This is a genomic window from Streptomyces sp. NPDC001843 (genome assembly GCF_042891955.1).
Taxonomy (GTDB): Bacteria; Actinomycetota; Actinomycetes; order Streptomycetales; family Streptomycetaceae; genus Streptomyces.
On record NZ_JBIATQ010000003.1, the window covers coordinates 225,852 to 249,588 of the forward strand.

At 73.1% G+C, this 23,737-nt stretch carries 21 protein-coding genes; 2 read left to right on the top strand and 19 right to left on the bottom strand.

Going from position 1 to position 23,737, the window contains the following annotated elements:
* Positions 1-20: 20 nt before the first annotated feature.
* The 10 genes from ACFYZQ_RS09455 to ACFYZQ_RS09500 form a co-directional block, all read right to left on the bottom strand.
* Positions 21-686, bottom strand: coding sequence for a response regulator (locus ACFYZQ_RS09455; protein WP_389143763.1), 666 nt, complete (start codon positions 684-686; stop codon positions 21-23).
* Positions 683-2,035: a sensor histidine kinase gene (locus ACFYZQ_RS09460; RefSeq protein WP_389143765.1), complete on the bottom strand. Its 1,353-nt coding sequence runs from the start codon at positions 2,033-2,035 to the stop codon at positions 683-685. Before ACFYZQ_RS09460 ends, ACFYZQ_RS09455 begins: the two co-directional genes overlap by 4 nt.
* A gap of 113 nt (positions 2,036-2,148) precedes the next feature.
* Entirely contained in the window at positions 2,149-2,823 is a 675-nt protein-coding gene (locus ACFYZQ_RS09465; protein WP_389143768.1) for a response regulator, read from the bottom strand.
* Positions 2,820-4,193, bottom strand: a complete 1,374-nt coding sequence (locus ACFYZQ_RS09470; RefSeq protein WP_389143771.1) for a sensor histidine kinase — start codon at positions 4,191-4,193, stop codon at positions 2,820-2,822. The genes ACFYZQ_RS09465 and ACFYZQ_RS09470 overlap by 4 nt, the downstream gene beginning before the upstream one ends.
* Positions 4,186-5,394 (bottom strand): acyltransferase, encoded by a 1,209-nt coding sequence (locus ACFYZQ_RS09475; protein WP_389143774.1) that lies wholly within the window; start codon positions 5,392-5,394, stop codon positions 4,186-4,188. Before ACFYZQ_RS09475 ends, ACFYZQ_RS09470 begins: the two co-directional genes overlap by 8 nt.
* Positions 5,387-6,388 (bottom strand): alpha/beta hydrolase, encoded by a 1,002-nt coding sequence (locus ACFYZQ_RS09480; RefSeq protein WP_389143776.1) that lies wholly within the window; start codon positions 6,386-6,388, stop codon positions 5,387-5,389. Before ACFYZQ_RS09480 ends, ACFYZQ_RS09475 begins: the two co-directional genes overlap by 8 nt.
* A gap of 325 nt (positions 6,389-6,713) precedes the next feature.
* Entirely contained in the window at positions 6,714-7,592 is an 879-nt protein-coding gene (locus tag ACFYZQ_RS09485; protein WP_389143779.1) for an alpha/beta hydrolase, read from the bottom strand.
* A gap of 386 nt (positions 7,593-7,978) precedes the next feature.
* Positions 7,979-9,193, bottom strand: a complete 1,215-nt coding sequence (gene kynU / locus ACFYZQ_RS09490) for a kynureninase (RefSeq protein ID WP_389143782.1) — start codon at positions 9,191-9,193, stop codon at positions 7,979-7,981.
* Positions 9,186-10,043 carry a tryptophan 2,3-dioxygenase family protein gene (locus ACFYZQ_RS09495; RefSeq protein ID WP_389143785.1) on the bottom strand — a complete coding sequence of 286 codons (858 nt, stop codon included), beginning with the start codon at positions 10,041-10,043 and terminating at the stop codon, positions 9,186-9,188. The genes kynU and ACFYZQ_RS09495 overlap by 8 nt, the downstream gene beginning before the upstream one ends.
* Positions 10,044-10,202: 159 nt before the next feature.
* Positions 10,203-10,766, bottom strand: a complete 564-nt coding sequence (locus ACFYZQ_RS09500; RefSeq protein ID WP_389143787.1) for a fasciclin domain-containing protein — start codon at positions 10,764-10,766, stop codon at positions 10,203-10,205.
* A gap of 434 nt (positions 10,767-11,200) precedes the next feature.
* On the opposite strand from ACFYZQ_RS09500, the gene ACFYZQ_RS09505 reads away from it, so the two are divergent.
* Complete coding sequence (locus ACFYZQ_RS09505) at positions 11,201-11,620, top strand: DUF3151 domain-containing protein (RefSeq protein WP_389143789.1); 420 nt, start codon at positions 11,201-11,203, stop codon at positions 11,618-11,620.
* 39 nt (positions 11,621-11,659) lie between these two features.
* Here ACFYZQ_RS09505 and ACFYZQ_RS09510 read toward each other — a convergent pair whose 3' ends face one another.
* From ACFYZQ_RS09510 to ACFYZQ_RS09540, 7 genes are all read right to left on the bottom strand, one after another.
* A complete protein-coding gene (locus ACFYZQ_RS09510; protein WP_389143791.1) occupies positions 11,660-13,117 on the bottom strand; it encodes an MFS transporter in 1,458 nt (485 codons plus the stop codon).
* Positions 13,118-13,186: 69 nt separating this feature from the next.
* Positions 13,187-14,218 carry a class II fructose-bisphosphate aldolase gene (gene fbaA, locus ACFYZQ_RS09515; RefSeq protein ID WP_389143793.1) on the bottom strand — a complete coding sequence of 344 codons (1,032 nt, stop codon included), beginning with the start codon at positions 14,216-14,218 and terminating at the stop codon, positions 13,187-13,189.
* 134 nt (positions 14,219-14,352) lie between these two features.
* Entirely contained in the window at positions 14,353-14,901 is a 549-nt protein-coding gene (gene pyrE, locus ACFYZQ_RS09520) for an orotate phosphoribosyltransferase (RefSeq protein WP_389143794.1), read from the bottom strand.
* A 10-nt stretch (positions 14,902-14,911) separates the two neighbouring features.
* Positions 14,912-15,700, bottom strand: a complete 789-nt coding sequence (locus ACFYZQ_RS09525; protein ID WP_389143797.1) for an aldose 1-epimerase — start codon at positions 15,698-15,700, stop codon at positions 14,912-14,914.
* 54 nt (positions 15,701-15,754) lie between these two features.
* The gene (locus ACFYZQ_RS09530; protein WP_389143800.1) at positions 15,755-16,630 is read right to left on the bottom strand and encodes an SRPBCC family protein; all 876 of its coding nucleotides are present in this window, start codon (positions 16,628-16,630) and stop codon (positions 15,755-15,757) included.
* Between the two features lie 52 nt (positions 16,631-16,682).
* Positions 16,683-18,323, bottom strand: coding sequence for a polyamine aminopropyltransferase (locus ACFYZQ_RS09535; protein ID WP_389143803.1), 1,641 nt, complete (start codon positions 18,321-18,323; stop codon positions 16,683-16,685).
* A gap of 176 nt (positions 18,324-18,499) precedes the next feature.
* Positions 18,500-19,624 carry an FAD-dependent oxidoreductase gene (locus ACFYZQ_RS09540; protein ID WP_389143806.1) on the bottom strand — a complete coding sequence of 375 codons (1,125 nt, stop codon included), beginning with the start codon at positions 19,622-19,624 and terminating at the stop codon, positions 18,500-18,502.
* 54 nt (positions 19,625-19,678) lie between these two features.
* Between ACFYZQ_RS09540 and ACFYZQ_RS09545 the strand changes: the two genes are divergently transcribed.
* Positions 19,679-20,371 carry a TetR/AcrR family transcriptional regulator gene (locus tag ACFYZQ_RS09545; RefSeq protein ID WP_389143809.1) on the top strand — a complete coding sequence of 231 codons (693 nt, stop codon included), beginning with the start codon at positions 19,679-19,681 and terminating at the stop codon, positions 20,369-20,371.
* Positions 20,372-20,396: 25 nt separating this feature from the next.
* Here the strand turns inward: ACFYZQ_RS09545 and ACFYZQ_RS09550 are convergent, their stop codons facing one another.
* Positions 20,397-20,927 carry a DUF2617 family protein gene (locus ACFYZQ_RS09550; protein ID WP_389143812.1) on the bottom strand — a complete coding sequence of 177 codons (531 nt, stop codon included), beginning with the start codon at positions 20,925-20,927 and terminating at the stop codon, positions 20,397-20,399.
* Between the two features lie 835 nt (positions 20,928-21,762).
* Positions 21,763-23,700: a BTAD domain-containing putative transcriptional regulator gene (locus ACFYZQ_RS09555; RefSeq protein ID WP_389143815.1), complete on the bottom strand. Its 1,938-nt coding sequence runs from the start codon at positions 23,698-23,700 to the stop codon at positions 21,763-21,765.
* Between the last annotated feature and the right edge of the window lie 37 nt (positions 23,701-23,737).

The following is a 23,737-nucleotide window of genomic DNA, read 5'->3' on the forward strand; positions in this document are numbered from 1 at the left end:
GTCGGCGGTCCGCCCCGCTCTCAGCCCGGTGTGACCAAGCGCGCTTCGTAGGCGAACACCGCCGCCTGGGTCCGGTCCCTCAGCCCCAGCTTCACCAGGATCCGGCTCACGTGGGTCTTGATCGTGGACTCGGCCACCACCAGGTGCCCGGCGATCTCCGCGTTGGACAGGCCCTGGGCGATGAGGACCAGTACCTCCGTCTCGCGTTCCGTCAGGTCCCCGTAGGCCGCCTGCGCCGTCACGGACAGCCGCGGGGAGTCGGCCAGCCGGGAGAACTCCGTGATCAGCCGCCTGGTCACCGAGGGCGCCAGGAGGGCCTCGCCGGACGCCACCACCCTTACCCCGTCCGCCAGTTGGCGGGCCGAGGCGTCCTTCAGGAGGAAACCGGAGGCTCCCGCACGCAGGGCCTGGTACACGTACTCGTCGAGGTCGAACGTGGTCAGCACCAGGACCTTCGCCGCGCCGTCCGCCGCCACTATCTCGCGGGTGGCCTCTATGCCGTTCAGCTCGGGCATGCGGATGTCCATCAGGACGACGTCCGGGGCCAGTTCGCGCACGCGGTCCACCGCCTCGCGGCCGTTGACCGCCTCGCCGACGACCTCGATGTCCGGCATGGCGCCCAGGAGCACGGAGAAGCCCTCGCGCACCATCATCTGGTCGTCCGCGATCAGTACCCGGATGCTCATTCGTTCCCTTCGATCGTCGTGGTGACGGGCAGGAACACCGTCACCTCGTAGCCGCCGTCGTCCGCACGGCCCGCCGTCATCTCGCCGTTCAGCATGGTGACGCGTTCCCGCATCCCCGTGATGCCGTGGCCGGCCCCGGGGGACGGCTTCACCAGGGACGGCGCGGGCGGCGGGCCGTTCACTATCCGCAGGCCGAGCCCGCCGAGAACGTACCCGACCTCCACGCGGGCGCTCGCTCCGGGAGCGTGCCGGAGGGTGTTGCTCAGGGCCTCCTGGACGATCCGGTACGCCGACAGCTCGACGCCCTGCGGCAGTTCGCGCACGGCCCCGGTGACCACCTTCTCGACGTCGAGGCCCGCCTCCCGCACGTTGGCGAGCAGTGCGTCGAGGTCGGCGAGCGTGGGCTGCGGGGCGTCCGGGGCCTCGTAGTCCTCCGCGCGGACGACACCGAGGACGCGGCGCAGCTCGGTCAGCGCCGCCACCGCGTTCTCCCGGATGGTGGCGAAGGCCCGCTCCAGCTCGGGCGGCGGGTTCTGCACCCGGTAGGGCGCGGCCTCCGCCTGGATGGCGACCACCGACATGTGGTGGGCGACCACGTCGTGCAGCTCGCGGGCGATGGTGGTGCGCTCCTCCAGCAGGGTGCGGCGGGAGCGCTCCTGCTCGGTCGCGGTCTGCTGGGCGGTCACCTCATGCCGGGCGTCGCGGCGTATGTGCCAGACGGTGACGGCCAGCAGGATCATGCCGGCGATGATCAGCACGGGGGCGGTGTTGACGCCGTAGTCGCCCCGGTCCATGAGGTACTCGACGACGAGACCGTAGGCTCCGGTGATCGCCCACATCCAGGCCGCCGTGCGCGGGCGGGTGCGTATCGCGACGATCGTGAGCACCGCCAGGTGGGACACGGCGGCGCCGGGCAGCCACGGCCAGTCGATCGGCGAGTAGCTCCTGCTCAGCAGGGTGACGACCGTCGTCGCGACGAAGGACAGCCAGAAGGCGCCGACCGGGCGGATCAGCGTGAGCAGGACCGGGGCGGCGACGACCAGGCCGCTCAGCAGGGCCGGCAGGCCGCCACGGCTGTCGCTCGACCAGGCGACCAGCATCGAGAGCACGGCAGCGGCGGCCACCATGCCGTGCCGGGCGTACAGGGCGTACTGGCGCGTGCGCGGTGAGAACAGGCTGGTGATCGGACCGTCGACGTTCATGGTGGGCAGCGGGCGGTAGGCGAAGGCGTCCTGGAACAGGTCCTGTCGCAGCCCCCGCAGGGCGCCCGCGGCCAGCCGATATTCCATGCTGCGCCGCCTGGCGCCCGCGCCAGGCGGTGTCGTCTGCGTGTGCGTCGTCTCGGTCACGTGCAAAAGGTAGGCGGCAGGAGGGGCGTGGGGCGTCACCAGTGAGAGGGGTCCTTCGGGGTCCCCCTCAGGTACTACGGGTTGCCATGGGCCCCCGTCGCCGGTCGGATGCCTCAGCGGCCGCCCGGACGGACCAGGCCCGACTCGTAGGCGAACACGGCCGCCTGGGTGCGGTCGCGCAGGCCGAGTTTCACCAGGATGCGGCCCACGTGGGTCTTCACGGTCTGTTCCGCGACGACGAGCCGTTCGGCGATCTCCGCGTTCGACAGACCCTCGGCGATCAGGGCGAGCACCTCCGTCTCCCGTTCCGTGAGGTCACCGACGCGTTGCTTCAGCGGTGCCCGGCGGCTGCCGTCCAGGCGGGAGAACTCGGCGATCAGCCGACGGGTGATCCCCGGGGCGAGCAGCGCGTCGCCCGCGGCCACCACCCGGACCGCCTCGGCGAGCTGGTCCGCGGAGGCGTCCTTCAGCAGGAAGCCGGACGCGCCCGCGCGCAGTGCGTCGTACACGTACTCGTCCAGGTCGAAGGTGGTGAGGACGAGCACCCTCATGCCCGGGTACTCGGCGGTGATGCGGCGGGTGGCCTCGATGCCGCCCAGTTCGGGCATGCGGATGTCCATCAGGACGACGTCCGGAGTCAGTTCGGCGGCCTTGCCGATCGCGTCCAGGCCGTCCACCGCCTGGCCGACCACGTCGATGTCCGGCCGGGTGTTGAGCAGCACGGTGAAGCCCTGCCGGACCATCTGCTGGTCGTCGGCGATGAGGACGCGGATGGGACTGCTCGTCATACGGTGCCGTCCTTCGGGTCGGTGACGAAGCCCGGGGCGACGTCGCCCGCGGAGAGAGGGAGATACGCCATCACCTTGTAGCCTCCGTCCGGCAGGGAGTGTGCCGTCAGCGAGCCGTCGAGCATCGCGACCCGCTCCCGCATGCCGAGCAGCCCGTGCCCGACGCCCGGCGACGGTGGTGCGGGCCGCGTCGGCGGTGAGTTGACGATCTCCACGATCAGCCCGTAGGTGTAACGGAGTTCGACGCGGGCGGTGGCGCCGGGTGCGTGCCGGAGCACGTTGCTCAGCGCCTCCTGGACTATCCGGTACGCGGACAGCTCGACGCCCGGCGGCAGCGGTCGCCGCTCCCCCTTGATGTCGAGGTCCACGGTGAGACCCGCGGCCCGGGTGTTCTCCACGAGCGCCTCCAGCCGGTCCAGGCCGGGCTGCGGGGCGTGCGGGGCGGTGCCGGTGGCCGGACCGTCGAGCAGGTCGCCGGTTTCGGGGTGTTCGGAGCGCAGCACGCCGAGCACCCGGCGCAGCTCCGTCAGTGCCTCCAGCGCGTTCTCGCGGATACCCGCGAGGTTCTCCCTGAGTTCCTCGGGCGGGTCCTCCACCAGGTGCGGGGCGACCTGGGCCTGGATGGAGATGACGGACATGTGGTGGGCGACCACGTCGTGCAGTTCGCGGGCGATGCGGCTGCGCTCCTCCAGGAGTGTGCGCCGCGCCCGCTCCTCCGCGGTGAGCGTGGTCTGCCGGCCGAGTTCCGCGCGTGCTTCACGGCGGCCGCGCAACGCCATGCCGAGCACCACGACGACCGCTGACAGGACGGTCGCGACCATCCCGGTGGGCTGGTAGTTCGCCCCGCCCCACAGCCCTTCGAGGAGGTAGGTGACCAGTACGGTCAGGCCCAGCGCCTCCGCGGACACCCTGGTGCGCACCCGCAGCGCGAGCAGCAGCAGCACGAGCAGGTGGGCGATGATCCCGGCCACGGTCCAGGGCCAGGTGAACCTTTGGGTACCGGCCTCCACGGGCAGCCAGCCGTGCACCGCGACGGCCCCCACCACGGTGGCCGCCATGGACAGCCACCACGCCGGTATGGGCCGCCGCAGGGCGAGGACCACCGAGCCGCCCTGTGCGAGGGCGATCAGCAAGGCGTACCCGGAGTAGAGGTTCCCGTTGTTCGCGAGCTGGGCGGCACCGCCGAGGGTGATGCCGAACGCAGCGAGGCACAGCACGCCGTGCGGCAGCCGACGCATCCATACGGACGGGGGCAGCGGATCCGCCCTGGTGGTCCACAGGTCGTCACGCAGCACCCGCAGCCAGCGCAGGACTGTGCCGGTGAGCACACGCCGCGTCCCCGGTTCCGTCACGGGCCCCACCCTAGACATGACGCTTCGCCACCACCGCTCTTCCGGGGGACGGCCGGTGCGACCGGACCACGTGTGAACGCCGGCCGCGGGGCTGCTCGTAGCAGCGGAATGCCGTCCAGCAGACGGCGAGGGCCAAGGCGAACACCGGGAGCCAGGTCAGACGGGACGCCACCCAGCCGAGGTCGTCGGGCAGGGTGTGCAGGCCCGGCAGGCGGCCGGCCGGGAGGGCGGTGGCCGTGGTGGCCATCATGGCCGTCTGGTGCCAGAGGTAGATCGTCATCGCGGAGAGGTTCACCAGGGCCACCGCCGCCCAGGCCAGGGGACGGCGCAGCGCGCCGCGCAGCCGGTCGCGCAGCAGCAGGGCCAGCCCGCACTGGGCGAGGCCGAAGGTCACGGCCGCCAGGGTCGGCGGGTCCAGGTTGGAGACGGCCGTCCCGGGGACGCCGACCATCGAGGCCGGGTAACCCGCCCAGGCGACCAGTGCCGCGGTGGCGGCCGCGCCGCCGAGGAGCAGCACCCAGCCCGCCCGGCGGCCCTCCAGCTCGCCCCGGGTCCAGGCCGCGCCCAGGGTGTAGGGCACCAGCCAGCCCGCCGCCAGGTTCACCCAGCCGAGCCAGGACGGGGCCACGCCGAGGCCGAATCGGAGAATGTCCACATGGAGGACGACGGCCAGCGGCCACAAGGGGTTGAGCCGGCCGACCAACGGGGTCGCCGCCGTCAGCGCCGCGAACACCAGCAGGAACCACATCGGTGACAGGGCCAGCTTGACCAGGGTGTGGACCGTGTCGTACGGGACGCCGGAGACGAGCAGGGCGGTCGCCACCACCGTCCACAGGGTGAGGACGGCGGCGACGGGCCGGAACAGCCGGGACAGCCGGCCGCGCAGCCACGCGCCGTACGACGTGCCCCGGGAGCGGGCGGAGGCATACCCCTGGGTCGCCACGTGGCCGCCCACCAGGAAGAAGACCGCGAGGGTCTGGAACACCCAGGAGACCGGGGCCAGCCAGGGCATGTGCTGGAGCGGGCTCGCCGTGTGCAGCGTGCCGTCGTCCACGACGAGGGCGGTGACCAGCCAGTGGCCCAGGACCACGCCGAGGATCGCGAAGGCGCGCAGGGCGTCGACCGCGCGGTCCCGGGAGGCGGGGGTGGCGGCGTCCACGCGGCCGGCGGCCTGCCGTATGCCCCGCAGGAACGGTGCGCGGGTGGTCGGTTCAGGCACCGGACACCTCCGAGGTCTCGCCCAGGACGATCCGGGCCAGGTTGGTGAGGGCGGTGGAGCCCGGGGTGAAGTAGCCGCTGTGCTTCGCGTCGGCGGCATCGAAGACGCGGGCGCCGAAGGCCGGGGAGACCGGGTCGGTGCCGAAACCGACGGTGGCGACGGCCAGGTCGGCCCTGACATGCGGCACCTCGCCCACCCAGTCCTCGCTGCCGCGGGCCGCCCAGACCCGGGCGGGAGTGCGCAGGGCGGCGACCGTGCCGGCGCCCGTGCCGGGGCTGCCTATGAGGGCGATGTCGGCCACCGCCAGGCCCGCGGCGGCGCGGCCGCAGACCACCGAGCCGTACGAATGGCAGACCAGGGTGAGGCGGGTGTGCGGGCCGGTGACGCGGCGCAGCTCGCCCACCATGTCCCTGAGGTGCGGGGCCGCCTGCTCGGCGCGGCCCGCGGTGAGGACGGTCGTGCTGACCGTGCCGGGCGTGCGGTAGCCGAGCCAGGCGACGACGGCGGTACGGGTGCCGGACGGGGCGTGCCGGGTGAGTTCGCGGTACAGGGCGGAGCCGGCCGCGTGGAAGCGGGCGTAGGTGTCGAGGGAGGTGTCGGAGCCGGGGACCACGACGGCCACCCGGTCCGCGTGGGCGAGGTCGCCGAACACCTCCGTGGCGAGGCCCGCGCCCCGGCCGTCGAAGGCGAGCAGGTGACGGGACGGGGCGGCGAGCTCGCGGTCCGCCGCCGCCCGGTGCCGGTCGCCGTGGGCGGCGGCCATCCGGGACGCTTGCGCGGCGTTGGCGCGGTTGGCGGTGTAGGCGTCGCCCAGGGTGGCTGCCGTCACGTGGCCGAGAGCGGCGGGTGCCGGGGCGGGGATCTCCGGGTGCGCGGCGGCGGAGAGGGGGACCACGATGGCGGCGGTGATCGAGGTGGCCAGGAGGGCGCGCAGCCACCTGGGTCCGCGGCGCCGTCTCCCGTCGCGATCGCGTGCCGTCCGTACCAGCTCCATGCCGGCCTCCCCTCCCCTGCCGCCCGGCCATCGGGCTGGTCTGGAGGGGAAGTTACGGAGCGGGGCCCGTCGCCTGCGTCACGCTCGGGAGCTGTTCTCGGAGGTAGCTCTCAGGTACTACGGGTATGGCCGGGTGCCACCACGGGGCTACGTCAGGGTGCCGCCCCCGGCGTATGCCCGGGTGCCGCCCCCGAGGGCCGGCCCGGGCGCCCGCGGCGCATCGCCCGGCGGTACCGGGGCGCCTGAGCGGGCGTCACCGGCGGTACCGTCCCAGCAGTGCTCTCACCAGCGGTACCGTCCCACCGCTGCTCTCGCCACCGGTCTCTCACCACGCCAGTTGCGCGATCTCCTCCGCCACCACCGCGCACGCGTCCGCGGCCGGATCGATCAGCGGGAAGTGGCCGACGCCCTCCAGGAGCGTCAGGCCCACCATCTCGCCCGCCTTCGCCGCCGCCTCCGCGTACGACTCGGCGACCGCCTCCGGAACGTCGATGTCCGCGCGGCCCTGGACGAGGGTGGTGGCGATGCCGGTGGGCAGGAGGAGCGCGGGGTCGGCGTACGGGCGACGCTCGGTGAAGTTCTCCTCGCCGCCGAGGAGTTGGACCGCCGCGTTGCCGCAGACCTCCAGTTTCGCGGCGACCTCGAAGTCCGCGATCGGGGCGAGGGCCACCACCCCACGCAGGGGGGCGGGGCCGTCCGTGCGCCAGGGGGAGCCGGCCGGCAGCACATGGCGGGCCGCCGCCCACAGCGCCAGATGGCCGCCCGCGGAGTGGCCGGTGAGCACCGTTCGGCGCACGTCGGCCTGGGGAAGCACCTCGCGGACGAGGGCCGGCAGCGCGTCCATGGCCGCCGCCACGTCGTCGAAGGTGTCCGGCCAGCGCCCCGCGACCGGGTCGTCCGCGCCCTGCCCCTGCCCCGGTGCCGCACCGCCGCGGCGGTACTCGACGTTGGCGACGGCGAAGCCCCTGCGGGCCAGGAAGCCGGCGAACGGGGTGATGTGGCGGCGGTCGTAGGGGGCACGCCAGGCGCCGCCGTGCAGGACGACGACCAGGGGGGCGGGTCCGCTCTCGCCCTGTGGTGCGTAGAAGTCGATCACCTGGTCGGTGTGCTCACCGTAGGCACGGGTGGCTTCGGGCTCCACGGACGGGTGCGAGAAGGCCGACTCCTCCTCGGCGGCGGCGCGGGATGCTGCGTCGTCCGGCATGCTCCAACCTCTCAGCGGTGTAATGGGTTTGGGACCAGGTGGGAATCGGCCGTTGGCCGGGACGGTACCAGGCCGGTGACGTGGTATGTCACTCTCGGTGAGGATAAACGGTTCGGCGGGGGTGGGTCCGGTGGGCGGTGGGGGGGGCGGCGGAGTGGTCGGGGCCCGAGGTTTTCGCCCCCGCCGCCCCTACCCGTTCCCGTCCCCAGGGGCTGCGCCCCTTCGACCCCGCCAGGGCTGCGCCCCCTGAACCCCGCCGGGGGCTCTGCCCCCGCGCCCCTGGGGGCTGCGCCCCCAGACCCCCCTTCGGCCTGAACGGCCTCGTCCTCAAACGCCGGACGGGCTGAGTGACGCCTACCGGCGCTGAGACGCCCCGGCGGGAATCCTCACCCCCTGACCGTCTCCCCCAGCACCCGGGCCGCGCGCTCGACGTCCGTGAAGCGCACGTACAGGGGGGTGAAGCCGAAGCGGAGGACGTCGGGGCGGCGGAAGTCGCCCACGACGCCTCGTTCGATCAGGCGGCGCATCACCTTTCCCGCGTCGTCGCAGCGCAGCGCGATCTGGCTGCCGCGCTCCTGGTGACGTACCGGGGTGAGGGACTCGACGCGGCCCGCCGGGACGTACCGCTCCACGCACTCCAGGAAGAAGTCGGTCAGCGCCAGGGACTTGGCCCGTACGGCCGGCACCGACACGTCCTCCCAGACCTCCAGCGCCGCTTCCAGGGCCAGCATGGAGAGGATGTCCGGGGTGCCGACGCGGCCGCGCAGGGCGCCCGGCGCCGGTTCGTAGGAGGGCCGCATGCCGAACGGCTCGGCGTGCGAGTTCCAGCCGGGCAGGGGGGAGTCGAAGCGCGGCTGGAGGTCCTCACGGACGTACAGGTACGCGGGTGAACCCGGGCCGCCGTTCAGGTACTTGTAGGTGCAGCCGACCGCCAGGTCCACCCCGTGCTCGTCCAGGCCCACCTCCAGCGCGCCCGCGCTGTGGCACAGGTCCCAGACCGCGAGGGCGCCGCACGCGTGGATCGCCGCCGTCAGGGAGGGCAGGTCGTGCAGGCGGCCCGTGCGGTAGTCGACGTGGTTGAGGAGGACCGCCGCCGTACGGCCGCCGAGCGCGTCCGGTACCTCGGCCGGGGTCACCGGACGCAGCGTGCGGCCGGTCAGCCGGGCCGCCGACTCGGCGATGTAGCCGTCCGTCGGGAAGGTCGTGGCGTCGACGAGGATCTCGTCGCGGTCCCCGTCCGCCATGCGTACCGCCGCCACGAGCGCCTTGAAGACGTTGACGCTCGTGGAGTCGCCGACCACGATCTGGCCCGGCGCGGCACCGACGAGCGGCGCGATGCGGTCGCCGATCCGCTCGGGCGCCGTCCACCAGCCGCTCTCCTCCCAGGAGCGGATGCGCAGTTCGCCCCACTGGCGGCGGATCACGTCGGCGACCCGGTCGGGGACGTTCGCGGGGAGGGCGCCCAGCGAGTTGCCGTCCAGGTACGCGCCCGCGGCGTCAGCCGCCTGATCGGACACAGTGTCCAGGACGAACCGGTCCCGCAGCGGCGCCAGTTCGTCCGCGCCGTCCAGCTTCCGCGCGCGTACCGCGAGCTCAGACATGGGACCTCGCCGTCCACAGCTCGGGGAAGACGTTGTTCCGGGCGCGCTTCTCCAGCCAGGCCACGCCCGCCGAGCCGCCGGTGCCGGGCTTGGCGCCCATCGCGCGGCGGGTGGCGACCAGGTGGTCGTTGCGCCAGCGCCAGACCAGTTCGGCGACGTCGGTCAACGCCTCGCCCAGGCGGGCGAGTTCGGCGTCCTGGTCGCCGGAGTAGATCGACGTCCAGACCGACTCGACGGCGTCCGAGGGCTCGTGGCGCTGGGATACGTCACGGCTCAGGATGTCGGCGGGGATCGCGTGGCCGCGGCGGGCCAGCAGCCGCAGCACCTCGTCGTAGAGGCTCGGCTCGTGCAGGGCCTTCTCCAGTTCCGCGTGCACACGCGGCGCGCCCCGGTGCGGGACGAGCATCGACGCGGACTTCTCACCGAGCAGGAACTCCATGCGGCGGTACATCGCCGACTGGAATCCGGAGCCCTCGCCGAGCGCGGAGCGGTAGGAGTTGAACTGTGCGGGGGTCAGCTGGCCGAGCGGCTTCCAGGAGGCGTTGAGGGCCTCCAGTTCGCGGACGGAACGCTTCAGCGCGGCCACGGCGGTCGGCACGTCGTCCGAGCGCAGGGCGTTCGCCGCGGTCTCCCACTCGTGGACGATGACGGTGAACCACAGCTCCATCACCTGGGTGGTGACCAGGAAGACCATTTCCCCGGGGTCGTCGGAGAGGGTGTGCTGGAGGTGGGTGAGCACGTCCGCCTTGACGTAGTCCTCGTACGGCGTCGTGCCGGCGAAGTCGAGATGCGGGGTCTCGGGCTCATGGGCCTCGGGGGGCTGAGAGGTCGGGCGAGCCTGTTGGGACATCGCTGTCTCCTGTTGTTGCTCCGGGTAGCGGTCCGCCCCTGCCGATGCCGGCACGGGGGCCCCGGTCCCCTCTCCGCATCCTCCGTAATTCCCCCGGGTACGGCAAGGCCCGTCTGCTGCCAGACGGGCCACACCAGGCAGTCCAGTCCCGTTCCGGAGTCAGGACGGGGGCTGGAGGACCGAGTCGATGACGTAGATGGTGGCGTTCGCGGCCTTGATGTTGCCGCAGACGATGTTCGCCTTGCCGTTGACCTTGAAGTCGGTGCCCGAGCCGGAGGTGGTCAGCTTGCTGCCTTCGACCGTCGTGAAGGAGCCGTTGGAGAGTTCGTTGGGGGTGATCTGCTTGTCCACGACGTGGTAGGTCAGCACCTTCTTCAGCTCGCCCTGATTGCTCAGCAGCGAGGCGAGCTGCGACGCGGTCACGTTCTTGAACGCCTGCTCGTTCGGAGCGAAGAGGGTGATGTCCGGCTTCCCGTCGAGGGTGTCGGTCAGTTTCGCCCTGACCGTGGCCGAGACCAGCTGGCTGAGCTGGGGGTACGCGGCCGCGGCCTCCGAGACCTTGTCCTTGGCCGTGTCGAGCTTCTGGGAGAGCGCCGAGCAGCCGGAACCGAACGTCCCCGACGGGCTGGGAGACGGGGCCTGTGGCCGGCTCTGCGACGCCAGACCTCCGAGCGCGAGCGGGACGGCGACCACAACTGCCGCGGTGGCGTTTGCTGTACGCATGCGGGTGAACCTCATCGCAACCTTCCTCCCGTGGAGGCGTGAACAGTGCAGAGGTCTGGATTGCGGAAGTGCTCGTTTTCCTGAGGGTGTCCGGGTCTTGGGGGGGGTGGTGCGGCTGCTGCGCAACGGCCTCGGGCCGTCGTCGTCCGGCCACTCAGCGAGCGTATCCAGCAGGCACCGGTGACCGCATCTCGAAGCCGGCTTCCGGAACTCGGCAGCCGCGCCTCACCGTTCTGCGCCCTGGGTGACGAGGCGGCCGGGGCCTCTCAGGCTGCGTCGACCGGCGACGCGGGGGAGGATGGTCCCTGAGGGACCGCGGGGGGGGGAACCACGAGGGGACCACGAGGCCTGGGCTCTTCAGACCTCGCAGGGCCCACCCCGCAGGGCCCCGTCGTGCTGCCGTGGGCCGTGGACACAAGTGGCAGACTGGCCCCATGACGACTCACAACAACCTCCTCGGCGGCCCCGAGCCGACGTACCTGCCGGAGAACGAAGAGGCGTACCGCCTGCTGGGCGAGGAGTCCCGGTCCCCGGCCGAGGTCGCGGCGAAGCACCCCACGTTCTCGCTCGCCTGGGCCATGCTCGCCGAGGACGCCTTCGAGGCGGGGCGAGTGGTCGAGTCGTACGCGTACGCCCGCACCGGCTACCACCGGGGCCTGGACGCCCTGCGCCGGGCCGGCTGGAAGGGCCACGGCCCCATCCCGTGGAGCCACCGCGCCAACCGCGGTTTCCTGCGCTGCCTCGCCGCCCTCGCCCGCGCGGCCGGCGAGATCGACGAGAAGGACGAGACGGAGCGGTGCTGGCAGTTCCTCCAGGACAGCAGCGCGGAGGCGTACGCCGAGCTCAAGCGGTGACCGTGCACGCCCCGAGGTAGCGCTGCGGGCCGGCCCTGGCTACGCCCGGCGGTCGCCGCGCTCCAGCGGCGGAGCCGTCACGTTGCCGTGCGTCCGGCACTCGGGGCGGCGGCAGTCCGGGCGCGGACGGCGTACGAAGGCGAAGGCCAGTACCGCCCCGGCGACCAGGACCCCCGCGCAGATCGGCATCGCCCGGCGGAAGGCCGCGTCGAAGGCGGCAGCCGAGCGGTAGGCCTCCGGGCCCATCCCGGCCAGCAGCGGCAGCGCGGCGACCGCGATCAGGCCCGCCGCGCGTGCCGCCGCGTTGTTGATGCCGCTGGCCAGGCCCGCCCGGGCGGTGTCCACGGAGGCGAGGACGGAGGCGGTGAGGGGGGCGACCAGGGTGACCATGCCGGTGCCCATGACCAGCAGGGCGGGGAGGACGTCCGTCGCGTAGTTCGCGTCCGGGCCCACCCGCAGCATCAGCAGCATCGCCGCCGCGCACAGCAGGGGGCCGAGGGTGAGCGGCAGGCGGGGGCCGATCCGGTCGGCCAGGGCGCCCGAGCGGGCCGAGAACAGCAGCATCAGGGCGGTCGTCGGCAGCAGGGAGACACCGGCCTGCAGGGGCGAGTAGCCGGCCACGACCTGGAGCTGGAGGGCGGTGAGGAAGAAGAAACCGCCGAACGCCGCGTACACGCAGAGGGTCACCAGGTTGACCGCCGTGAACTGCCGCGAGGCGAAGATGTCCAGCGGCAGCATCGGGTCGGGGCGGCGCTTCTCGACGTACACGAAGGCGCCGGCGGCCAGCAGTCCCGCCACCGCGGCGAGGGCGACGGCCGGCGAGCCACCGCGGGCCTCGATCAGCGCGTACGTCACCAGGGCCAGGGACAGCGCGCCCAGCGCGGCGCCGAGCGCGTCGAAACGGCCGTGCACACGGGCGTCGGAGGACTCCGGGACGTGCCGCAGGGCGACCGGCGCGCACAGCAGCGCCAGCGGCACGTTCAGCAGGAACACCCAGCGCCAGCCGGGGCCGGCCACCAGCCAGCCGCCGACGAACGGGCCGACGGCGGCCCCGATCCCGCCGAAACCGGACCACAGGCCGATCGCCCTCCCCCGGTCGTCGGGATGGAAGGACGCCTGGATCAGGGCGAGGGAGCCCGGGGTGAGGAGCGCCCCGCCGATGCCCTGCAGGGCGCGGGCGGCGATCAGCACGCCCGGGGTCGGGGCGAGGCCGCACAGCAGGGACGCGGCGGCGAACCAGACCACGCCGAGCACGAAGATCTTCCGGCGGCCGTAGCGGTCCCCCAGCGAACCGCCGAGCAGGATCAGCCCGGCCAGCGTGACCATGTACGCGTTGACCGTCCACTGGAGGGCGGCGAGGCTCGCGTCGAGGTCCCGGCCGATGGTCGGGAGCGCCACGTTGACGACGGTCGAGTCCAGCAGGGCCATGCTGGAGCCGAGGACCGTGGTGAGCAGGATCCACTTGCCCTGCGGGGAGGCCATCCGGACGTCGGGCATGCCCCCAGGTATACAGCGAGCCCGGCGCCGTAGACAGACGCCGGGCTCGCCGGGAAGTACCGCGACCGGTTACTTGATCTTGTTGCCCGCCGACCGCAGGTTCTGCGCGGCCTCGACGACACGCTTGGCCATGCCCGCCTCGGCCAGCTTGCCCCAGGTGCGCGGGTCGTAGGTCTTCTTGGAGCCGACCTCGCCGTCGACCTTCAGGACGCCGTCGTAGTTCTTGAACATGTGGTCGGCGACCGGACGGGTGAAGGCGTACTGGGTGTCCGTGTCCAGGTTCATCTTCACGACGCCGTTCTCCAGCGCGGTGAGGATCTCCTGCTCGGTGGAGCCGGAACCGCCGTGGAAGACGAAGTCGAACGGCTTGCTGCCGGCCGGCTGGCCGTACTTGGCGGCGACGCCGTCGTTCAGCTCCTTCAGCAGGTCGGGGCGGAGCACGACGTTGCCCGGCTTGTACACGCCGTGCACGTTGCCGAAGGACGCGGCCAGCAGGTAGCGGCCCTTCTCGCCGAGGCCCAGCGCCTCGGCGGTGCGGATCGCGTCCTCGACCGTGGTGTACAGGGAGTCGTTGATCTCGTGGGAGACGCCGTCCTCCTCGCCGCCGGTCGGGGTGATCTCGACCTCGAGGATGATCTTCGCGCGGCGGGCCTGCTCCAGCAGCTCCTGCGCGACGTCGAGGTTGTCGGCGAGGGTCTCGGCGGAGCCGTCCCACATGTGCGACTGGAACAGCGGGCCCAGACCGGCCTGGACACGCTTCTCGGAGAGCGCGAGCAGCGGACGTACGTACCCGTCGAGCTTGTCCTTCGGGCAGTGGTCCGTGTGCAGGGCGATGTTGACCGGGTACTTCTCGGCGACGATGTGCGCGAACTCGGCCAGCGCCACCGCGCCGGTGACCATGTCCTTGCTGTACTGGCCGCCCAGGAACTCGGCGCCACCCGTCGAGATCTGGACGATGCCGTCGCTCTCCGCCTCAGCGAAACCGCGCAGGGCCGCGTGCAGGGTCTGGGTCGAGGTCACGTTGATGGCCGGGTAGGCGAACTTGCCTGCCTTCGCCCGGTCGAGCATCTCGTTGTAGACCTCGGGGGTTGCGATGGGCATCTGTCCGCTCCTTGTATGTGCGGGTGGCGTTCTGCGATTACGGCCCTGACCTAGGGGATGACGTCGTCGTCGGGGCCATCTTTGCAGACTCGGCGGGATGCTTCGGACATCCTGTCCAGCCTGTGGAAAACCGCTCAGTCGAGCCCCAGGTCGTCCTTCGAATAGGCGAAGAGGTACGGCACACCGGCCTGCTCGGCGATGGCCTCCGCGGCGCCCGTCGCCCGGTCCACGATGGTCGCCACGGCGACGACCTCCGCGCCGGCCTCGCGCAGCGCCTCGACCGCGGTCAGCACCGAGCCGCCGGTGGTGGAGGTGTCCTCCACGGCCAGCACCCGGCGGCCCTTGACCTCGGCGCCCTCGATGCGGCGCTGCAGGCCGTGCGCCTTGCCCGCCTTGCGCACCACGAAAGCGTCCAGCGTCTTCCCGCGCGCGTGGGAGGCGTGCAGCATCGCCGTGGCCACCGGGTCGGCGCCGAGGGTGAGCCCGCCGACCGCCTCGAACTCCAGGTCGGCGGTCAGGTCGAGCATGACCTCACCGACCAGCGGCGCGGCCTCGCCGTCCAGGGTGATCCGGCGCAGGTCGACGTAGTAGTCGGCTTCCTTGCCCGACGACAGGGTCACCTTGCCGTGCACCACGGCCTTGTCCTTGATCTGCTGCAGCAGCTCGCCGCGAACGTCCGTCATGTCGGACAGCTTAGATGCGCCGCCAGTTCCAGGTCATCGTGGCCTCCAGCGGCTCCAGGGGGGTGACCAGGCGTGGAAGCGTGTTGAGGCCGTTGGGCGGGCCGGTCTGCGGCTCCACGCACACCGCGGCGTCCTGCTCGTCGTAGACGACGACCCACTCCTCGCGGCTGGTCACCTTCAGCTCCAGCTGCCCGGGCCAGGTGAGCGTGACGTCCACCCCGCCCGGCATTCCGAAGCAGTCGTCCCACGGGCCGGGCCCCGGATCGACGCGGTTGCCGGTGGGCAGGTGGTCGTCGCCGCGCTCCTCCTGCCAGGCGGGGTCGAAGTCGAGGCGCACGTCCTGACCGCCCAGGTTCCGGTTGAACCACGGGTGCCAGCCGAGCTGCGCCGGGAAGGACGAGTCGTACGTCTCCACGGACATGGTGAGCGTCAGACTGTCCTCGGTCAGTGTCACCGCCTGGGTGACCCGGCCGGAGAACGGCCACGGCTCGACCAGGTCGTACGTGAGGACCGCCTCGCCGTCACCCGCGCGGGCGACGCGCCAGGCGCCGTCGCGGGCGGTGCCGTGGATGGCGTGCGGCGGCGAGTTGAGCGGCATCTGGTGGACGGTGGCGCCGTCCAGGAAGCGGCCCTCCCGGATCCGGCCGCACCAGGGGACCATCGGGAAGCACCCGAAACGGTCACCCTGCCGGAGCAGTTCCAGACCGGCGACCTTCAGTCCGCCGACCCGGCCACCATGGGCGGGCCGCAGGGTCACTTCGGCGTCGCCGGCACTCAGAGCGAAGTCCTTGTTACTCACGTGACGACCCTACTCGGGTGATCAAGGGGGCGGTCCGGTCCTCGCGTGGCCCGGTCAGCGTCTTCTGCGCAGCGCGCGGCCCACGACGATCGCCGAGGCCAGTACCAGCGCCGCCGTGGGAGCCGCCCAGCGGAGCGTGGAGTTCACGGCGACGGTCTGCGGCGCCGGCACGGGGGCGTACCGGCCGCGCGGTGGCGCGTGGTCCACCTCCTCCGCGCTGCGGCCGATCATCGTCCGCCGGGCGTGCGCCGCCTCGGCGGGCGGCTCGCCCGGTGCGGGGAAAACCTCCGTGCCGGTGTTGTCGACGTCGGTGTCGAAGGCCGGGCGGGGCGGTACGGGGCTTTCCTCGGCGGTGGGGGCGGTGTCGGGGGCCGGGGCGGCGGGCTCCGGTTCGGCTTGCGGCCCGGACTTCTGCTCGGCTTGCGGCTCCGGCGTGGTTTCCGGCTCCGGCTTCTGCTCGGCTTGTGGCTCCGGCGTGGTTTCCGGCTCCGGCTTCTGCTCGGCTTGCGGCTCCGGCTCTCCCAGCGCTTCCAGGGAACGGCTCAGCAGCCGCAGCGCGGCCGAGGCCACCGCGTCCCCCGGCAGTTCCGTGACACGTCCCTCCCCGGTGGCGGTCCCGTGGACGGTCACGGTGGTGCCGCCGTCGGTGTCGCGCAGGCGGAGGGTGAGGGCGAGGGTGACCGAGCCGGTGCCACGGGTCTCGGTGGCGTCGCCCTCGACGACGTACGCCCCGTCCTGACCGGGCGAGACGCGCAGCGAACCCCGGTAGGTGATGGAGTGGCTGCCGACGCGTACCTTCAGCCGCCCGGCGACGGGCTCCGCACCGGCGTCCTGCTGGAGCCCGGGAACCGCCCGGGCGATGCGCGCGGGGTCGGCGAGCGCCTCCCTCAGCCGCTCGGCCGGAACCGGAAGGAAGACCTCGTACTCCATGTCGGCTGAGCCTACCCAGGTGCGGCCGGTGCGTACCCTCCTCGGGCGCGCGTCAGTAGCGCGGATGCACCAACGTCGAGGCGGGCAGCCCCTCGACCCGGGTACGGGCCGCGGAGCGGACGGCGCCGGCGAGCTCGGCGCCGGTCAGCGTGCGCGGAGGCGGGGCACCGGGGTCCAGCCGCAGCGGGGGCGGGGTGGCGCCCGGTGCGGCCAGGAAGAAGCCCCAGTCGTGCGGGGCGTGGAAGGCGCCGGCGGAGCGGTGCGGGCCGACCGCGAGGCCGGGGTCCTGGCCGGGGACGCGGTAGGGGCTGGTGGCGAGGCCGGCCGCGTGAAGCGTCGAGGCCACCGTCCAGAAGGCGCGGGTGCTGCCGGAGATTGGGCCGGCGTGCACCGCCAGGCGGCCGCCGGGGGCCAGCACCCGGCGGGCCAGGCCGTAGAACTCCAGGGAGTACAGCTTGGTGCTGGGCGTGATGCCGGGGTCGGGCAGGTCCGCGATCACCACGTCGTAGGCCGCCGGGGGCGCCCCGCGCAGCCAGCGGAAGGCGTCGGCCGTGGTGGTGTGGACCCGGCTGTCGTCGTACACGTGCCCGTTCAGCCGGGACAGCGCGGGATCGTGCCGGGCGAGGTGGAGCAGGCCGGCGTCGAGTTCCACGACGTCGACGCGGCGCACGCCCCGGTGGCGCAGCACCTCGCGGGCGGCCAGCCCGTCCCCGCCGCCGAGGATCAGCACGCGCGCGTGGGGGCCGGTCATCGCCGGGTGGACCAGTGCCTCGTGGTAGCGGCGCTCGTCCCGGCCGCCGACCCGCAGCCGGCCGTCCAGGTAGAGGTCGAGCGGGCGGCCGCGCGTACCGCCGGTGAGGACGACCTCCTGGACGCCGGTCTGCACGGCGACCCGTACGTCGGGGCCGTACACGGCGTGCCGGGCGGCCCGTTCGAAGTCGTCGACGAGCACGGCGGAGGAGGCCAGGACGGCGAGGACGACGAGGTTGGCGACCAGCAGCAGCCGGCGGGCCCGGCGGGTCAGGTCGCGGCGGAACAGGCCGAGGACCAGGGCGCCGCCGGCCACCGCGTTGACCGTGCCGGTGAGCAGCGCGCCGGTCAGCTGGCCCAGCCGGGGCAGCAGCAGGAAGGGGAAGGCGAGGCCGCCGGCGAGCGCGCCGACGTAGTCCGCCGCGAACAGGTCGGCCACCGCGCCGCCCGGATCCTGGCGGCGGATGCGCTGGATCAGCTCCATCAGCAGCGGGACCTCGGCGCCGATCAGCAGGCCGATCGCGAGGGAGAAGGCGACCAGGAGGCAGCGCGGGCCGTCGGCCCACAGGCCGCCCCAGTCGCCCGTCCAGGCGAACACCGCGTACAGCGCCATCGCGCTGCAGCCGCCGACCAGCGCGAGGGCCGCCTCGATCGCGCCGAATCCGGCGGCGGCGAGCCGGCGCAACCGCTTGGCGACGAGGGAGCCGATGCCCATCGCGAAGACCATCACGGACAGCACCACGGAGGCCTGGGTGACCGAGTCGCCCATCAAATAGGAGGCGAGCGCGACCAGTTCGAGTTCGTACACGAGTCCGCAGGCCGCGCAGACGAACACGCCCGCGAGGACCAGGAGACGTCCGGTCGCCGGCCGGACGGGCAGCCGCGCGGGGCCGCCCCAGGACGGCGGTGTGCCGGGCGGGGCGGGCGCGTGCGGTTCGATCACTCTGCGACGTTACGTCACGGGTGGGGTGCGCTTCGTCACCCACACGTGTGTAACTGGGAGTTGTGCGGGGCCCTTGGTTCCGGCCTCGGGACTTCCGTGGTTCCGGCCTCGGGCCCTCCGTGGTTCCGGCCTCGGCACCTCGCGTGGTTCCGGCCTCCGGCCCTCGCGCTTGGCCGTCAGGACGGCTGGACCTGGTCGAAGTGGGCGAGTGCTTCCGCGGGGTCCGGGCTCACGAGGCGTTCCAGTCCGTCCGTCGTGATCTTCGCCCACCTGCCGGCCCGTGCCCACATGCGCTCCTCGAAGGCGCGGACGGCCTCGTCCGGATCTCCGGGGCCGGCGGCGAGGGACTCGGCGAGTTCGGCGCCTTCCAGCATCGCGAGGTTCGCGCCCGCCCCCAACGGGGGCATCAGATGGGCGGCGTCGCCCAGCAGCGTCACCCCGGCGACGTGGGTCCAGGTGTGGGACACGGGCAGGGCGTAGCAGGGGCGGTGGACGAAAGCGGTGCCGTGGCGGAGGAGGTCGAGGACGGGAGCGGCCCAGCCGTCGAACAGGGCCGACAGGCTCGACCGCACGGCCTCGACGTCGGCCAGGTCCAGGTCCGTGTGCCAGTCCAGCGGCGCGCGGAACCTGGCGTACACCTTGACGTGGCCGCCGCTGTTGCGCTGGGCGACGACGGAGCGGTTCACGCCGTACACGGCCACGGAGCCGTCGCCGATCAACCGGGCGAGGCCGGGGTGGCGGGTGTCGACGTCGTCGAGGGAGGTCTCGACCGAGGTGACGCCGGTGTAGTGCGGCGTCACCGGTGAGACCGCCGGGCGGGTCCGGGACCAGGCGCCGTCCGCGCCGACCACGAGGTCGAAGGTCTCCTGCCGCCCGTCCGCGAGGCGGACCAGGACGCAGTCCCCGTCGCCCTTCCCCGGCAGCACCTGCGTCACGTCCCGGCCCCACTGGACGTCGAGGGGGCCGAGCAGCAGGTCACGCAGGTGCCCGCGGTCGATCTCGGGATTGGCCCGGTCGTCCGGTCGCGCCGGCCAGTCGCGCAGGACCGTCCCGTCCGTGTCCAGGATGCGCATGGCCTGTCCCTCGGGGCGGGACAGCGCCTGGAAATCCGTCAGCAGCCCCGCCTTCTCCAGCGCTGACTGGCCCATCCCTTCGTGGAGGTCCAGCGAGCCGCCCGGGGGGCGGGCGTCGGGGGCGGGATCGCGTTCGAGGACGGTGACCGGACGGCCGTGGCGGTGCAGTACCCGGGCGAAGGTGAGGCCGGCGGGACCGGCCCCGACGACAGCTATACGGTGTCTCATGTCGATACACTGTATTCCGTCAATGTGATGCATCGCAGCAGAACGGTGATGACCATGACTGTCTGGGACCTGCCGGAGCCACCGGCTCGCCCCGTGCCGCTCGACCGGGGGCGGATCGTCGCCGCCGCCCTCGCGCTGGCCGACGAGGGCGGGCTGGAGGCGGTGTCGTTGCGCAAGGTCGCCGCCCGGCTGAACGCCGGTCCGATGCGGCTGTACGGCTTCATCTCCACCAAGGAGGAGCTGTTCGACCTCATGGTGGACGAGGTCCAGGCCGAGATCCTCCCCGCGGAGCAGCCCGGTGACTGGCGGGAGGCGCTGCGCGTCCTCTCCCACCGCACCAGGCAGGCCGCTCTCCGCCACCCCTGGCTGGCCGACCTGCTCGGCGGTCGCCCGACCCTGGGCCCGAACGGCCTCGCCGTGACCGAGGCCAAGCTGGCCGCCCTCGACGGCCTCGCCGACGTCGACACCGTCATGCGCGCCGTGGAGACCGTCAGCGCCTACGCCATCGGCGCGATCAGGCGCGAGATCGCGAACCTGCGGGCCGAGCGCGCAACGGGCCTGTCCGAGCGCGACTGGCAGCGCGCCTCCGGCCCGCACGTGACCAGGATGCTGGCCACGGGCCGCTTCCCCGCGCTGGCCAAGGCCGTGCACGACGGCACGGACGTGGACGCCGAGACATCCTTCGCGACCGGCCTGGACTGGGTCCTCGACGCCGTGGCCGCCAGACTCACCCTGCCGCCGGGGTGACGCTCGTGACGCTCGGGCGAGGAGGTCAACCGGTCGTCAGGTGACGCGCCGAGGCGCGCACGCCGACCTTCGTGCAAGTGGCCACCAGTTGGCCGTCCTGCGGATAGGCGTGCCAGGTACGCCAGTTCACCTGGCCGTCGTGGTGCTGGGCCAGGAGCGCGGTGAAGGCGTGCGGGCTGCCGGGGAACACCCCGGCCAGGCCGTGCGGATGGTCGGAGACCAGGGCCAGCAACTCCTGGGCGCGGCCCGCGAAGGAGCGGGGCGAGAGGACCTCCACGCGTGCCGAGAACTCGTACTCCCAGTTCCCGACCCGCTTGGCCACGCCCAGCGGAAGCGGGGTGCTGGATCCCGGGAGGCACGCCACCGTCTCCGAGCAGTTGCCGCGCTCCTCCTCCAGGAGCACCTGGTGGGACGCGCCGAGGAGCCGCAACTGGAGCTTCGCGTCGGCCAGTTCCAGATCGAGCGTGGCGAGGGCGGGGAGCGGCTCGCGTCCCAGGGCCCAGGCGAGGTCGGCGGCGCGCGTGTCGGTGTAGGCGGTGTTCAGGGTCGTGAGCATGGATCGGCTCCGCTAGCACGCAAAGATGAGGAGGGGGAGAGAAGACGAAGGAGACGACAGGGGCGGCGTCGGTGCGGCGCACCTGGGTCGCCACCAGGAGATCGGCCAGGTCAGCCCGGTCGGCCCGGCCTGTCCAGGGCGGTTTAGAGGGAATCATGAACTGTGACGCCGCCAAAGCGTTTTTACCCAACTTCGTGGTGTTTCCATCCCTCAGAGGGCTCAACAGCTCAACTGTTCAACCACGGCGTGCGATTCGGGCCCGAGGCGCACGCCCGCGCCCGCACGACGGAGCGCCCGCCGGTTGCCTTCCTCCGGCGGGCGCTCGGTGTGCGGCCCCTGGGGCGCGGTGGAGCTCAGCTGCCCCGTGTCAGCTGCCTCCGCCGCATCCGCCCCCGCCGCAGGACGAGCCGCCCCCGCAGGACGACCCACCGCACGACGAGTGCCCCCCGCAGGAGTGACCGCCGTGACCCCCGTGACCTCCGTGCCCCCCTGAGGACGAGCTGCATGAGGAGGCCGCCCCCGAGCTCCCGGCCACCCACCAGCTGCTGTCGCCGCTGTTGTACGAAGCCGATCCCCTGCGAGTCGCCCGGCGCGTGCCCTTCCGTACGGCCGTGACGACCAGGACCGCGACCACCACCAGGATGATGCCGATGACCATGGCGCCACCCTCCTTCCGTTCCCCCGTGACTGTGGTGAACGGGGGATGCCCTGCCGTCTCGCGGACCAAAGCAGAGTTGAGCTACTTCTGAGGGTCCTTCAGGAAAAAGCGAGGACGCGGGCGGCGTCGCGGAGGGATCCACCGATCCTGGGGGAGCGGGTCCGCGGACGATGTGGGTCATCTCTTGTCGGCGCATGCCTCTGCCTCCGCCAGGTACCGCGCCACCGGCCCCAGCGTCAGCATCCCGCTCGTCCCGCCCGCGTGTTCGGTCCGGGCGGCGCGCAGGGCCGTTGCCGCGCGGGCGGCGACCCGGCGCTCGCCGAGGCGGGCGGCGGCGTGGGCGGTCAGGCACCAGAGGGCCTCCTGCATGTGATCAAGGGGTGGTTCGTGCGTCATGGTCAGTGCGGCCCGCGCCTCCTCGGCCCGGTTCCGGGCGAGCAGCACCAAGGGGTGCGTCCAGGGGTGGTAGGGGCCCCAGTCGAGGGCGGGATCGGTGGGCGCGGGACGGTTGTGCAGGAGACGTAGGCCCAGGAGGGCGAGGGCGAACAGGCCCCGGTGCAGCCCCGGCATGCCCGCTGTTTCGGCGAGGGCGTTTTCGGCGGCGCGGTAGTGCGCCGCGGCCGTGGCGGCGGCCGGTCCGCCCGGTTCGGCGCTGCGGGCGGCCGTGACCCGGGCCCGGAACCAGGCGGTGAGTACGGGGACGAGAGAGGCCTCGGTGCTGGCGGCGAGCTGCTCGGCTGCCTCGGCGTGTGCGGTCGCGGCGTCGAGGTCGCCGAGAGCGGAGGCGGATTGCAGGCGGATGAACCGGCCGAGCACGGCGAAGTTCGCCAGCTCGTGCCGGGTGGCCAGGTCGAGGATCTCGGCGCCGATCACGTCCCGTGCCGCCGCGAAGCCGGGCCGGGTGAAGGACTGGAGGAACACGCCGTTGAGGGCGAACACCAGCAGGGCGGGGTCGCCCAGCTCCCGGGCCAGGGCCTCGGCCTCGCGCGCCGCCTGCCCGGCGCGCCTCCGTTCGATTGCCGACAGATCGGCGCTGCGGCTCTCGACCGCGACGGTGGCCAGCAGGCGGGCGCGCAGTTCGGCGGGGCCGTCGGTGCCGAGCGCGGTGAGCGTACGCTCGGCCGCCGCGACGACGGCGCGGGACTGCTCGGGGTCGTCGGCCCGGCTCCAGAGGGCGGGCACGTCGTAGGCGCCGATGACGCGGGCGGTCAGAACGACGTCTCCGGTGCGCTCCGCCGCCTGGACGGCGGCGAGGCGGTCGCGCCGCGAGTGGATGAGGCCGTCACCACCCGCCAGGGCCAGGGTGCGCGCCAGTTTCACGGTGGTGCGCGGGCCGAGTCGTACGCCTGCGGTCCGGACGGTACGCAGGGGCTGGAGCGTGGCAGCTCCGCGGAGAATGTCCGTCTCCAGGCGCCGGAGGTCGTCACCTGGGTCGAGCCCGAGCTGGTCCGCGAGCATCGTGCGGGCGCGGCGGAGGGTGGCCAGTGCGTCTGCCTGACGGCCTGCCCGGTGCAGTGCGCGGGCCAGCAGCCCCCAGGCCGGCTCGCGCCAGGGGTGTTCGGTGACGTGGGCGCCCAGTTCGGCGACGAGCTCGGCTCCTGAACCGGAGTCGAGGAGGAGGCGGGCGCGCAGTTCCATCCCCTCCAGCCTCAGCTCCCCCAGCCGGGTCCGTTCGCGCTGGGCCCACGCGGAGCCGGTCACATCGGCGTAGGCAGGGCCGCGCCAGGCCGCGAGGGCCGCGTCGAGGTCGGTCAGCGCATCGGGTGCACGCCGGGCGCGGACCAGGGCGTCCTCGAACCGGTGGACGTCCACGGCGTCGCGCGGCAGACGCAACGCGTAGCCGGGGCCTTCCGTGACGAGGACGCGCGGCGGGGTGCGGGGCGGCCGGTCGGGTTCGATGGCACGGCGCAGCGCGGCGACGAACGTACGCAACGCACCCACGGCGCGCACCGGCGGCTCGGCCCACAGGTCGTCCACGAGGGTGTCGGTGGGGACCATCCGTGCCCCGGCGGCGACGAGCCGGGCGAGCACCTCGCGGTGGCGGGGCCCGCCCAGGTCGACCGGGGTGCCGTCGTCGCGGAGGGCCCGCACGGCACCGAGTACGTCGATTCGCATGCCCTCCATCTTCCGTGCCGCGGGTCCGCGGCACGGA